The organism is Salmonella sp. SAL04214 (assembly GCF_046550615.1).
GTDB lineage: Bacteria > Pseudomonadota > Gammaproteobacteria > Enterobacterales > Enterobacteriaceae > Salmonella > Salmonella enterica.
Genome location: NZ_JBGDXT010000010.1, coordinates 1 through 12,779 on the forward strand (window position 1 = coordinate 1; position 12,779 = coordinate 12,779).

Below are 12,779 nucleotides of genomic sequence, written 5' to 3' on the forward strand. Positions count from 1 at the left end.
TTGGTGGGTCGTGCAGGATTCGAACCTGCGACCAATTGATTAAAAGTCAACTGCTCTACCAACTGAGCTAACGACCCACTTTTACGTTGCTTTCGAGTTGTTTAATATCCCGTGGCAACGGCGGCATATATTACTGATTTCAGATTTGAGCGCAACAAAAATTTCGACGCAGGGGGCTCAACTGCTTAGGAATCGCACGACGCGACCAGAAAAAAGGCGTTTTCTGGTCGCATGGTACGCATTACATCGCGTTAAGACGCTTTTGCGCCTGTTTCGCGCCATCAGTGCCAGGATATTTGTTAATCACCTGCTGATAAACCGCTTTCGCTTTTGCCGTATCACCTTTGTCCTGCATGATAACGCCAACTTTGTACATCGCGTCCGCAGCCTTCGGCGACTTAGGATAGTTTTTTACTACCGAGGCGAAATAATAGGCGGCATCATCTTTTTTACCCTTGTTGTAATTCAACTGGCCCAGCCAATAATTGGCGTTCGGCTGATAAGTAGAATCAGGGTATTTCTTGATGAAGTTCTGAAACGCCACAATCGCATCATCCTGGCGAGACTTATCCTGCACCAGCGCAATTGCCGCATTGTAATCGGTATTCGCATCGCCACTTTGTACCGGCGCCCCTGAGGTTGCCGTACCGGCATCCGGAGCGGAGGTCGCAGCGGTTGCCGCCCCACTCTGGTCACCAGCTGCTGGCTGCGCTGCGCCGCCATTATTTAAGCTCCCCAGCTGCAGCATAATTTGCTTCTGGCGTTCCATCACCTGATTCAGTTGATACTGATTTTCCTGGATTTGGCCGCGCAAAGAATCGATATCGGACTGATTATCGGAGAGCTGCTGCTGAAGTTGGGTTAAAAGCTGGCTGTGAGCGTTAGAGATACGCTCAAGTTGAGTGACGCGGTCTTCGACCGAGCCTGAGCCGACACTACTGATTGGCGCCTGAGCAAAAGCGGCCCAGGGGGCCGCTATGCCAACCAGTAACGACAGACTCAACAGGTGATGTCTGAAGTTACTGCTCATGCAATTCTCTTAGTAAACCAGTACAGCGCGACGGTTCTTAGCGTAAGCCGCTTCGTCGTGGCCCAGTACGGCAGGTTTTTCTTTACCGTAAGAAACGATGGAGATCTGGTCAGCGGAAACACCTTTACCCTGCAGGTACATTTTAACGGCGTTAGCACGACGTTCGCCCAGGGAGATGTTGTATTCAGGCGTACCACGTTCGTCCGCGTGACCTTCTACGGTGACTTTGTAAGACGGGTTGCTACGCAGGAAGTTAGCGTGCGCATCCAGCATTGCCGCGAAGTCAGAACGGATATCGTACTTGTCGAGATCGAAGTAAACGATGTTGTTCTGCTGCAGCTGCTGCATCTGCAGACGCGCTTGCTCTTCAGATGACATGTTGCCGTTGCCGTTAGCGTCCATACCAGTGCCGGCGCCGTTCAGCATGCCGCCTTCGCTACCGTCATTGCTGGCGTTCTTGTTGGAAGAACATGCCGCGATTGCCATAACAGGCAGGGCAATCATCAGGCCCTTCAGCACTTTGTTCAGTTGCATTTCTTTAATTCCTTTAGTAATCAATTAATTATTATCACAGATACGGCGACCAGGCAGGCGATTTCACCTGACCATCAGTTGCCGGAAGACGCGCTTTGAAACGCCCATCTGTAGAAACCAAATTCAGCACAGATCCCATCCCCTGAGAAGAGCTGTAGATTACCATCGTGCCGTTAGGTGCCAGACTTGGCGTTTCATCCAGGAACGTTGACGACAGAACCTGTACGCCACCCGTCACCAGATCTTGTTTGGCAATGTGCTGCTGCCCGTTATTTGAGCTTACCATTACCATAAATTTACCGTCGCTGCTGACATCCGCATCCTGGTTTTGCGAACCTTCCCAGGTAATACGCTGCGCCGCACCGCCGTTAATGTTCATTTTATACACTTGCGGACGTCCAGCCTGGTCAGAGGTAAAGGCCAGAGTCTGGCTGTCCGGGAACCAGGTCGGCTCCGTATTGTTGCTACGCCCGTCCGTTATCTGACGAATCTGGCCGGAAGCAAGATCCATAACGTACAGGTTCAGACTTCCGGTTTTCGATAACGCGAACGCCAGTTTCGTCCCATCCGGCGAGAAGGCCGGCGCGCCGTTGTGACGCGGGAAGGACGCAACCTGACGCACTGCGCCGTTTGCCAGCGTCTGGATAACCAGAGCGGAGCGACCGCTTTCAAATGTCACGTAAGCCAGTTTTGAGCCGTCCGGAGACCACGCCGGAGACATCAACGGCTGCGGAGAACGGTGCACTACGAACTGATTGTAGCCATCGTAATCCGACACACGCAGTTCATACGGGAACTGACCGCCGTTAGTCTGTACCACATAGGCGATACGAGTACGGAACGCGCCCTTAATGCCCGTCAGTTTTTCAAAGACTTCGTCACTGGCAGTGTGGCCTGCATAACGCAGCCACTGCTTGTTCACTTTATAAGAGTTTTGCGCCAGTACAGTCCCCGGCGCGCCGCCAGTGTCAACCAGCTGATAAGCAACATTGTAGGAACCGTCCGGATTCGGCGTGACCTGCCCAACGACGACGGCATCAATACCCAGCGCAGACCATGCGGTAGGCTGAACTTCCTGAGCGGTGGCTGGCTGCTGCGGCAGTCGGGACCGGTCTAACGGATTAAATTTACCGCTATTGCGTAAATCTGCCGCCACGATGCCGCCGATATCTTCAGGCGCAGCGCCCGGCCCGGCCCATTTAAAAGGCACAACGCCAATCGGTCGCGCCGAGTCCACCCCCTGGGTGATCTCGATACGGACTTCTGCGTGCAGCACCGCCGCCCACAGCATCAGAAAACCAAATGCTACTCGTAATGCCTGCTTCATCATATCTCCCATACCTGGGCCTGCGACCCACGATAATTTAGCAGAATGTTAACAAACTCAAATACACAAAACCACCAGGACCAGTAACAACTCAACTGCTCCAACTTCCATAAAGAAAAGTATCTACAGTTTAAAGTCTAGTTTGGCATCCTTTATTTTCTCATAAACAGCCTGGCTTGGCGGTTTAGGAATTTTCGCGGTTTTTGCCGCCATTAACGCCGCCTGACAAAGCGCCGGATCGCCGCCCTCAGACGTAATGCTTTTTAATGAGCCATCCGGCGCCAGGCTAATATGCAAGACACATTGTTTGCCCTGATACAGGCTCGCATCATACAGACGGCTCTGAATGGCGACCTGAATCTGTTTCGCGTAGGCGCTGATATCAGCGCCTGTCGCCCCACCGTTAGCGCCCGATGTACCGCTATCTTTCGATGGCTGGCCATTCCCTTTCGCGCCGCCGCCGGTTTTCGGCGCATTCTTACCCGAGCTGAGATCGCCAAGCAGATCATCGACGCCTTCTGCGGCGGCCGCTTTTTCGGCAGCCGCTTTCTTCTTAGCGTCCGCCGCTGCTTTCGCCGCCGCGGCATCCGCTTTCTTCTTCGCCTCCGCCGCCGCTTTCGCCGCCTCGGCATCCGCTTTCTTCTTAGCGTCCGCCGCTGCTTTCGCCGCTTCGGCCTCCGCTTTCTTCTTCGCCTCCGCCGCTGCTTTCGCCGCTTCGGCCTCTGCTTTCTTCTTCGCGTCCGCCGCTGCTTTCGCCGCTTCGGCTTCCGCTTTCTTCTTCGCGTCCGCTGCCGCTTTTACCGCCTCGGCCTCTGCTTTCTTCTTCGCGTCCGCCGCCGCTTTCGCCGCCTCGGCCTCCGCTTTTTTCTTCGCGTCCGCCGCCGCTTTCGCCGCTTCTTCGGCCTGTTGCTGCTGCTGTTGCGCCAGTTTTGCTGCTTCTTCAGCCTGCTTTTGCTGCTCCTGAGCCGCTAAACGTTCTTTCTCAACTTGTTTCAACCGCTCCTGTTCGGCAGCCTGCTTCTGCTGCAGCTCCTCTGCTTGCTGCTGTTGCAGCTTTTTACGCTCTTCTTCCGCGCGTCTGGCGCTGGCCTGTTGATCCTGCTGACGGTTGTACTGCTGCACAACGGCGCCAGGATCGACCATCACCGCGTCGATAGCGGAACCGCCGCCGCCGCCGGCAGAAGCCTCTATATGCTCATCAAACGAACTCCAGATCAGCACTGCAAATAAGATGATATGCAGCACGGCTGAAATAATTATCGCCCGTTTGAGCTTGTCGTTTTGTTCGGTTGCCTTTGACACTCTCGGTTCCCAAAAAACTGTTCGCCTGTTACTCGCCGTCTTTCAAGCCAACGGGACGCAGACTTCAGATTGGCTGCGTCATTAAGCCAACCGATTTTACGCCCGCGCTGTGTAACAAGTTCAGCGCTTTAATTATTTCATCGTACGGCACCTCTTTCGCGCCGCCGATTAAAAAGACTGTTTTCGGATTAGCCTGCAGATGACGCTTTACTTCTGCGATCACCTGTTCAGACGGCAGTTGATCCATTCGATCTTTATCAACCACTACGCTGTATTGCCCTACTCCGGAAACCTCAATAATGACCGGTGGATCGTCGTTACTACTGACCGCCTGCGACTGATTCGCCTCCGGCAAGTCGACTTCCACGCTCTGGGTAATGATCGGCGCGGTTGCCATAAAGATCAGCAGCAGCACCAACAGTACGTCGAGCAGCGGTACAATATTGATTTCGGACTTAAGTTCGCGACGACCTCGTCCACGCGTTCTGGCCATGGCTTACCCCTTGTTGCTTTCGCTTACGGTAAACGCCTGGCGGTGCAGAATCGCGGTGAACTCTTCCATAAAGTTGTCGTAATTCAGTTCCAGCTTGTTCACGCGCTGATTCAGTCGGTTGTAAGCCATAACCGCAGGGATAGCGGCAAACAGACCAATCGCCGTGGCAATCAATGCTTCGGCAATACCCGGCGCAACCATTTGCAGAGTCGCCTGTTTCACCGCGCCCAGGGCGATAAACGCATGCATAATCCCCCATACGGTGCCAAACAGACCGATATAAGGACTGATAGAGCCTACCGTGCCAAGAAACGGGATATGCGTTTCCAGCGTTTCCAGCTCTCGGTTCATGGAGATGCGCATCGCACGCGACGCCCCCTCTACCACTGCCTCCGGCGCATGGCTGTTGGCGCGATGGAGCCGGACAAACTCTTTGAACCCGCTATAAAAGATTTGTTCCGAGCCCGACAGACTATCGCGTCTCCCCTGGCTTTCCTGGTACAGACGCGATAGTTCGATTCCGGACCAGAATTTATCTTCAAACGCTTCCGCCTCACGAGCAGCGGCGTTCAGGATACGCGTTCGCTGGATAATGATGGCCCAGGATGCTATTGAAAAACCAATCAAAATCAACATGATAAGTTTAACCAGAAGGCTTGCCTTCAGGAACAAATCAAGGATATTCATGTCAGTCACTGCTTAAACTCCGCGACAATAGACTTAGGAAGCGCACGAGGCTTCATTTTGAGTGGATCAACGCAAACAATCAGAACCTCTGCTTCATTTAGCAGCGTGTTCTCTGCGTTGACAATGCGTTGCGTGAAAACCAAAGCGGTGCCACGCATTGACGTAATTTCTGTTTGAACTTCAAGCATATCGTCGAGCCGCGCAGGCGCATAGTATTCCAGCGTCATCTTGCGCACCACAAAGGCGACCCGCTCCGCCAGCAGCACCTGTTGGCTGAAGTGATGGTGACGCAGCATCTCCGTGCGCGCTCTTTCATAAAAAGCGACATAGCTGGCGTGATAAACCACACCGCCGGCGTCCGTGTCTTCGTAATAAACTCGAATTGGCCATCGAAACATATACTTATTCATCCCTGCAGCCTCTTTGTTGGCGTCATCCGCTTGCCGCCGTAATGCCTCAAGAATGCCGTTGTATATCGCCTTGTATTCACTTTACATCCCGGTAATGCAACAAAAGTAGAGCTTTTAAACGTTGCTACTATACGCGTGGGAATGAGGCTTGGGAATGGGGGGAAGTTAAGGGAGAGTAAAAATATATGGGCTTATGCAAGCCCCTATATTTTTAAGGAGGTTTCTTATTCACAAGAAGAAGAAAATCAGGCCGACGATAAGGACAATATCCGCAAGGAGCGGACAGAAAATCCCTTGCCAGTGTACGGATTCAGGGCGAAAACCCACGCCGTGGATTATGCCTGCGCAAACAGCCCACATCAGCAATAATCCGTGCCAGATTTCAAGCGTGCTGGTCCTGGCGGCAAACCGTGACGGGTCCCAGAACATACATCCTGCCAGCACTATCGCCATCACGAAGGAAAGCGCCCTTAACGGGCGCTTATCCATTACCGCATACAGTTTTGCGATAATATGGGTCATTAGCTTTCTTCTTGACCGGTTTTACCCGCTTCAACGTGCTCAAGCGCCAGGGCGGTAATGATCCCGAATGCACAGGCAAGAAGCGTTCCCAGAATCCATGCGAAATACCACATTTTAAGCTCCTTACTTAGTACAGAGAGTGGGTGTTGCTTTCAATATGTTCTTTAGTGATACGACCGAACATTTTCCAGTAACACCAGCTGGTGTAGATCAGAATGATCGGTACGAACACCGCCGCAACCCAGGTCATCAGGTTCAGCGTCATCTGGCTGGATGTCGCATCCCACATGGTCAGGCTGGCATTCATCATCGTGCTGGACGGCATCACAAACGGGAACATAGCGATACCCGCCGTCAGAATAATGCAGGCCAGGGTCAGCGAAGAGAACAGGAATGCCCACGCGCCTTTCTCCATACGGGAAGTCAGGATAGTCAGCAGCGGCAGAACCACGCCCAGAGCCGGAACCAACCACAGGATCGGAGCATTATTAAAGTTCACCAGCCAGGCGCCAGCTTCACGCGCCACTTCTTTAGTCAGCGGGTTAGAGGCGGCATGATGGTCAATCGCGGATGTCACGACATAACCATCAATACCATACATTACCCAAACGCCCGCCAGCGCAAAGCACACTAATGTCACCAGCGCCGCAATCTGCGAGGTGGCGCGCGCGCGCAGGTGCAGTTCGCCAACAGTGCGCATTTGCAGGTAAGTCGCCCCCTGCGTGATGATCATCCCTACGCTTACGATACCCGCCAGCAGACCAAACGGGTTCAGCAACTGGAAGAAGTTACCGGTGTAGTACAGACGCAGATACTCATCCACGTGGAACGGTACGCCCTGCAACAGGTTGCCAAAGGCCACGCCAATCACCAGCGGCGGCACAAAGCTACCGATGAACACGCCCCAGTCCCACATGTTGCGCCAGCGCGGGTCTTCAATCTTGGAACGGTAATCAAAACCGACCGGACGGAAGAACAAAGACGCCAGCACCAGGATCATCGCCACATAGAAACCGGAGAACGCCGCAGCGTAAACCATCGGCCAGGCAGCAAACAACGCACCGCCCGCGGTGATCAACCACACCTGGTTACCGTCCCAGTGTGGGGCGATAGAGTTAATCATAATTCGACGTTCGGTGTCGTTACGACCGAGGAAACGGGTGAGCATCCCCACCCCCATGTCGAATCCATCGGTGACAGCGAAACCAATTAGCAAAATGCCAACCAGCAGCCACCAGATAAAACGTAGTACTTCATAATCGATCATTTGACGACTCCTGTCTTAGCGTGCCGGCTGAGAAGTCACGGTGGACTGCTCAAAGTGATAGCGACCGGTTTTCAGGCTGCTTGGGCCAAGGCGTGCAAATTTGAACATCAGGAACAATTCTGCCACCAGGAACAGGGTATACAGGCCGCAAATCAGGAACATGGAGAACAGCAGATCGCCCACGGTCAGCGATGAGTTCGCCACGGCTGTCGGCAACACTTCGCCGATCGCCCACGGCTGACGACCATATTCGGCGACGAACCAACCTGCTTCAACCGCAATCCACGGCAGTGGAATACCGTACAGCGCCGCGCGCAACAGCCATTTTTTCTCACCGATGCGGTTACGAATCACGCTCCAGAAGGAAAGTGCGATGATCGCCAGCAGCAGGAAGCCGCACGCCACCATGATACGGAAAGCGAAGTACAGCGGCGCAACGCGAGGAATGGAATCTTTCGTCGCTTGCTGGATCTGCGCTTCGGTCGCGTCAGTCACATTAGGCGTATAGCGTTTCAGCAGCAGGCCGTAACCGAGATCTTTCTTCATGCTGTTAAACTGGTCGCGAACGGCCTGGTCGGTAGAACCGGCGCGCAGCTGCTCCAGCAGTTCATAGGCTTTCATCCCGTTACGGATACGCTCTTCATGCTGAACCATGAGATCTTTCAGGCCAATAACCGGCGTGTCCACGGAACGCGTAGCGATAATGCCGAGCGCATAAGGGATCTGAATCGCCAGATGGTTTTCCTGTTTGTCCTGGTCAGGAATGCCGAACAGGGTAAAGGAGGCCGGAGCAGGTTGCGTTTCCCATTCAGCTTCAATCGCAGCGAGCTTGGTTTTCTGCACATCGCCCATTTCGTAACCGGATTCGTCACCGAGTACGATAACGGACAGTACGGCAGCCATACCGAAGCTGGCAGCAATAGCAAAGGAGCGTTTAGCAAAGGCGAAGTCACGACCTTTCAGCATGTAGTAAGCGCTGATACCGAGGATGAACATCGCGCCGGTGACATAGCCGGACGCCACAGTGTGAACAAATTTCACCTGTGCTACCGGGTTCAGCACCAGTTCAGAGAAGCTCACCATTTCCATACGCATGGTTTCGAAATTGAAATCCGCAGCGATTGGGTTTTGCATCCAGCCGTTCGCTACCAGAATCCACAACGCGGAGAGGTTGGACCCCAGAGCCACCAGCCAGGTGACGCACATATGCTGAACTTTACTCAGACGATCCCAGCCGAAGAAGAACAGACCTACAAAGGTGGATTCGAGGAAGAAGGCCATCAAACCTTCGATGGCCAGCGGCGCACCGAAGATATCCCCAACATAGTGGGAGTAGTACGACCAGTTTGTCCCGAACTGGAACTCCATGGTCAAACCGGTAGCCACACCCAGAGCAAAGTTGATACCAAACAACTTGCCCCAGAACTTGGTCATATCTTTATAAATCTGTTTGCCGGAAAGGACGTATACCGTTTCCATAATGGCCAGCAGGAACGCCATACCGAGCGTTAGCGGCACAAACAGGAAGTGGTACATCGCGGTCAAGGCAAACTGTAAGCGCGACAGTTCGACTATATCTAACATCATGACTCCTTGCTCATCGCATGAAGACTCCGAGAGTGAACCCCGTTAGAAAGGGTCACACGCATGCCCCAATACAAATTTATTTGCGGCCTTCCATCGTACTATCCCCTCGGGAAGGAAACAGTAATGATGAAAAGTTACAAACATGTTAATAAAAAACCCAAATTGATCCCGCAAATATATTACGCCGTAAAACCCTTACAATAAACAGGTTTTTAGTGGGTCAGATTTGCTTTTTTCGACAGCGATCAATTTATGGCTAATCTATCGCTTTTCAGGGAATTTGATCACGGACAATTTAACCAGTTTTGATGCTCTTTTCCAACATTTAAATATTGATTAAAATCAATTTTTGAAGTTAATGTTAATAATGTTTATTCATTGAATGCATGGTGAATTTTTTGTTAACTTTTTGTTTTTGCAAAGAGTAATTTCAAACCCCCTGTAAAAAGAGGCTTATTCGGTAAGGCTAAACATTTTGTGCGTTTTTTACTGCCCCGCATCCCGTAAAAAACATTCCACATTGATGTTCAATTATTGCTAAATAGCTCACAGATTTTTTCTGCAGATTATCAACACTTATTATTTTATACATTTAGTCTATTTTTATTTTACTTATAATTAACACCGCAAAGAAACTATCTCATTGCACACGCGCCATCATCCCACCGGGATTACCCTGCCCGAACTTCCCTTTCCCGACGACTAACGGCCAGGATCATCTTGCCAGGTTATCGCCTTAATTATCGCTAATAAGCTTTCCAGATAGCCAGAAACAAACATTTTATTCGCTACTTTTTCTTTATTTCAATGACACCGTTTTTACCTCTCTATAATTATTATAGCGAAGATTCTGTTATCACCTTCACAGATTCACCCTCAATTTCTACGTCACTCATAGTGATAATTCTGTTTATTTGCAGCCATAAATACCCTTTAAACATGATTAATCACGAACGAATAGTGTCAATAAGTTCTTAATAATTTTTAAAGTTAACCTCTTTTAATCAGCAAAAGTTCATATAATTTATTAAACGATATCTTTAATACTTCAGGGAAATAATGCCGGTACTCTTATGATTAAAATAGCTGTTTTATTCTGCCATTAAACAAGCAGTCTGTGTAAGCGCGATACATCTGAGGAGACATGTAGTTCGCGCTCAGGCAAACATGCGCGGCCACAGAGTCAAGCGTCAATTTACTATAGAGGTTAGCGTCAACATAGTGTAATGCTGCGATGCGTTTTTTTCATGGCGGAAAGCGCATAATCCGTCTCCAGTGAGGTCGGCAGGTCTTTCACTAAGACAGCATCTGTATTTGCTGAAAAAGAGTTAACCGGCAAACAGAGTAAATTTACTGCCGCTGCCAGACGGTTATTATCAATTATTTTTAGACTCCACCATGTTTTTTTACTGAGGCATCATTTTCCTATAGCTCAATATTTACAAAGCCAATAATTTTATATCCCGGATGCTTCACCCGTACTTTGCCACAAACAATAAAGCCATAAAAAAGGCCACCGTAAAGGTGGCCAACCATGTCGAAAACGGACATTTATCTGTTCCCGCAGGAACAGCGAGTTTTATTTTATAATTGCTTTCAGCGCTTCGCCGATATCGGCCAGGCTGCGAACGGTTTTCACGCCCGCGGCTTCCAGCGCGGCGAATTTTTCATCCGCAGTGCCTTTACCACCGGCAATGATGGCGCCAGCGTGGCCCATACGCTTGCCTTTCGGCGCGGTAACACCCGCGATATAGCCAACAACCGGCTTGGTCACGTGGTCTTTAATATAAGCCGCCGCTTCTTCTTCCGCGCTGCCGCCGATCTCGCCGATCATCACGATCGCTTCGGTCTGCGGATCTTCCTGGAACAGTTTCAGAATGTCGATGAAGTTAGAGCCCGGGATCGGGTCGCCGCCGATACCCACGCAGGTGGACTGGCCGAAACCGTAGTCGGTGGTCTGCTTAACCGCTTCGTAGGTCAGCGTGCCGGAACGGGAAACGATACCCACTTTACCCGGCTTATGAATGTGACCCGGCATGATGCCGATTTTGCATTCGCCCGGGGTGATCACACCTGGGCAGTTCGGGCCGATCATGCGCACGCCTGCTTCGTCCAGCTTCACTTTCACGGTCAGCATATCCAGCGTCGGAATACCTTCGGTGATGGTGATAATCAGTTTGATGCCTGCGTCGATCGCTTCCAGAATGGAGTCTTTGCAGAACGGCGCCGGGACGTAGATAACGGATGCGGTCGCACCGGTAGCTTCTACCGCTTCGCGCACGGTGTTGAACACCGGCAGCCCCAGATGCGTGGTGCCGCCTTTGCCCGGCGTTACGCCGCCCACCATCTGCGTACCGTAAGCAATCGCCTGTTCGGAGTGGAAAGTCCCCTGGCTACCGGTGAAGCCCTGGCAGATAACCTTGGTATCTTTATTAATTAAAACGGACATTATTTCCCCTCCACTGCGGCAACAACCTGCTGAGCTGCATCCGTCAGACTTTTCGCTGCAATAATATTCAGGCCACTGTCAGCCAGTTTCTTCGCGCCGAGTTCGGCGTTGTTGCCTTCCAGACGCACCACCACCGGAACGTTCACGCCCACTTCTTCCACCGCGCCGATGATACCGTCGGCAATCAGGTCACAACGGACGATACCGCCGAAGATGTTAACCAGAACCGCTTTCACGTTGTCATCCGAGAGGATAATTTTAAACGCTTCGGTGACGCGCTCTTTGGTTGCGCCGCCGCCCACGTCAAGGAAGTTAGCCGGTTCGCCGCCATGCAGCTTAACGATGTCCATGGTGCCCATCGCCAGACCCGCGCCGTTCACCATGCAACCGATGTTGCCGTCCAGCGCGACGTAGTTCAGTTCCCACTGCGCTGCCTGCGCTTCACGCGGGTCTTCCTGAGACTGGTCACGCATTTCACGCAGATCCGGCTGGCGGAACAGCGCGTTGCCGTCAGCGCCCAGCTTGCCGTCGAGGCAAATCAGATCGCCCTGCTTAGTAATCACCAGCGGGTTGATTTCGATCAGCGCCAGGTCGCGCTCAAGGAAAATGGTTGCCAGACCCATAAAGATTTTGGTGAACTGCTGCACCAGTTTACCTTCCAGACCCAATTTGAACGCCAGTTCCCGTCCCTGATACGGCATCGGGCCGGTCAGCGGATCGAGCGCGACTTTATGGATCAGATGCGGGGTTTCCTCCGCGACTTTTTCGATCTCTACGCCACCTTCGGTAGACGCCATAAAGACCACGCGACGAGAACTACGGTCAACTACCGCGCCGAGGTACAGTTCTTTGCCGATGTCGGTCGCCGCTTCAACCAGAATCTGGTTTACCGGTTGGCCATTAGAGTCTGTTTGATAGGTCACCAGACGTTTGCCCAGCCAGTTTTCCGCGAAGGCGCGAATCTCTTCTTTGCTTTTTACTACCTTCACACCGCCCGCTTTGCCGCGGCCGCCAGCGTGAACCTGACATTTCACTACCCACGGGCCGGCACCGATTTTAGACGCGGCTTCTTCGGCTTCACGCGGAGTAGTACAGGCATAACCCACCGGCGCCGGTAAGCCATAGCGGGCAAAAAGTTGTTTTGCCTGATATTCATGTAAGTTCATGTGTT

General features: G+C 52.0%; 13 protein-coding genes and 1 tRNA gene. All 14 read right to left on the reverse strand.

Annotated elements, in window-relative coordinates; all coding sequences use genetic code 11:
- Position 1: 1 nt before the first annotated feature.
- Positions 2–77: transfer RNA gene (locus ACLJQD_RS16585), tRNA-Lys, on the reverse strand.
- 164 nt (positions 78–241) lie between these two features.
- Positions 242–1,030, reverse strand: coding sequence for a cell division protein CpoB (gene cpoB, locus ACLJQD_RS16590; protein ID WP_000097551.1), 789 nt, complete (start codon positions 1,028–1,030; stop codon positions 242–244).
- A 9-nt stretch (positions 1,031–1,039) separates the two neighbouring features.
- Positions 1,040–1,564 carry a peptidoglycan-associated lipoprotein Pal gene (gene pal / locus ACLJQD_RS16595; RefSeq protein ID WP_001176621.1) on the reverse strand — a complete coding sequence of 175 codons (525 nt, stop codon included), beginning with the start codon at positions 1,562–1,564 and terminating at the stop codon, positions 1,040–1,042.
- A gap of 34 nt (positions 1,565–1,598) precedes the next feature.
- The gene (gene tolB, locus ACLJQD_RS16600; RefSeq protein ID WP_001562341.1) at positions 1,599–2,891 is read right to left on the reverse strand and encodes a Tol-Pal system beta propeller repeat protein TolB; all 1,293 of its coding nucleotides are present in this window, start codon (positions 2,889–2,891) and stop codon (positions 1,599–1,601) included.
- 123 nt (positions 2,892–3,014) lie between these two features.
- Entirely contained in the window at positions 3,015–4,193 is a 1,179-nt protein-coding gene (tolA, locus tag ACLJQD_RS16605) for a cell envelope integrity protein TolA (protein ID WP_020480172.1), read from the reverse strand.
- Between the two features lie 64 nt (positions 4,194–4,257).
- Positions 4,258–4,686 (reverse strand): colicin uptake protein TolR, encoded by a 429-nt coding sequence (gene tolR, locus ACLJQD_RS16610; RefSeq protein ID WP_000124676.1) that lies wholly within the window; start codon positions 4,684–4,686, stop codon positions 4,258–4,260.
- A 3-nt stretch (positions 4,687–4,689) separates the two neighbouring features.
- The gene (gene tolQ / locus ACLJQD_RS16615; protein WP_000131318.1) at positions 4,690–5,382 is read right to left on the reverse strand and encodes a Tol-Pal system protein TolQ; all 693 of its coding nucleotides are present in this window, start codon (positions 5,380–5,382) and stop codon (positions 4,690–4,692) included.
- The gene (gene ybgC, locus ACLJQD_RS16620; protein WP_001046240.1) at positions 5,379–5,783 is read right to left on the reverse strand and encodes a tol-pal system-associated acyl-CoA thioesterase; all 405 of its coding nucleotides are present in this window, start codon (positions 5,781–5,783) and stop codon (positions 5,379–5,381) included. Before ybgC ends, tolQ begins: the two co-directional genes overlap by 4 nt.
- 228 nt (positions 5,784–6,011) lie before the next feature.
- Positions 6,012–6,305: a cyd operon protein YbgE gene (gene ybgE / locus ACLJQD_RS16625; RefSeq protein ID WP_000148790.1), complete on the reverse strand. Its 294-nt coding sequence runs from the start codon at positions 6,303–6,305 to the stop codon at positions 6,012–6,014.
- The gene (cydX, locus tag ACLJQD_RS16630; protein WP_000270278.1) at positions 6,305–6,418 is read right to left on the reverse strand and encodes a cytochrome bd-I oxidase subunit CydX; all 114 of its coding nucleotides are present in this window, start codon (positions 6,416–6,418) and stop codon (positions 6,305–6,307) included. Before cydX ends, ybgE begins: the two co-directional genes overlap by 1 nt.
- A gap of 14 nt (positions 6,419–6,432) precedes the next feature.
- Positions 6,433–7,572, reverse strand: coding sequence for a cytochrome d ubiquinol oxidase subunit II (gene cydB / locus ACLJQD_RS16635; RefSeq protein ID WP_000568258.1), 1,140 nt, complete (start codon positions 7,570–7,572; stop codon positions 6,433–6,435).
- 15 nt (positions 7,573–7,587) lie between these two features.
- Positions 7,588–9,156, reverse strand: coding sequence for a cytochrome ubiquinol oxidase subunit I (cydA, locus tag ACLJQD_RS16640; protein WP_000884369.1), 1,569 nt, complete (start codon positions 9,154–9,156; stop codon positions 7,588–7,590).
- A gap of 1,582 nt (positions 9,157–10,738) precedes the next feature.
- Positions 10,739–11,608, reverse strand: coding sequence for a succinate--CoA ligase subunit alpha (sucD, locus tag ACLJQD_RS16645; RefSeq protein ID WP_000114631.1), 870 nt, complete (start codon positions 11,606–11,608; stop codon positions 10,739–10,741).
- The gene (gene sucC, locus ACLJQD_RS16650; RefSeq protein ID WP_017441685.1) at positions 11,608–12,774 is read right to left on the reverse strand and encodes an ADP-forming succinate--CoA ligase subunit beta; all 1,167 of its coding nucleotides are present in this window, start codon (positions 12,772–12,774) and stop codon (positions 11,608–11,610) included. The genes sucD and sucC overlap by 1 nt, the downstream gene beginning before the upstream one ends.
- Between the last annotated feature and the right edge of the window lie 5 nt (positions 12,775–12,779).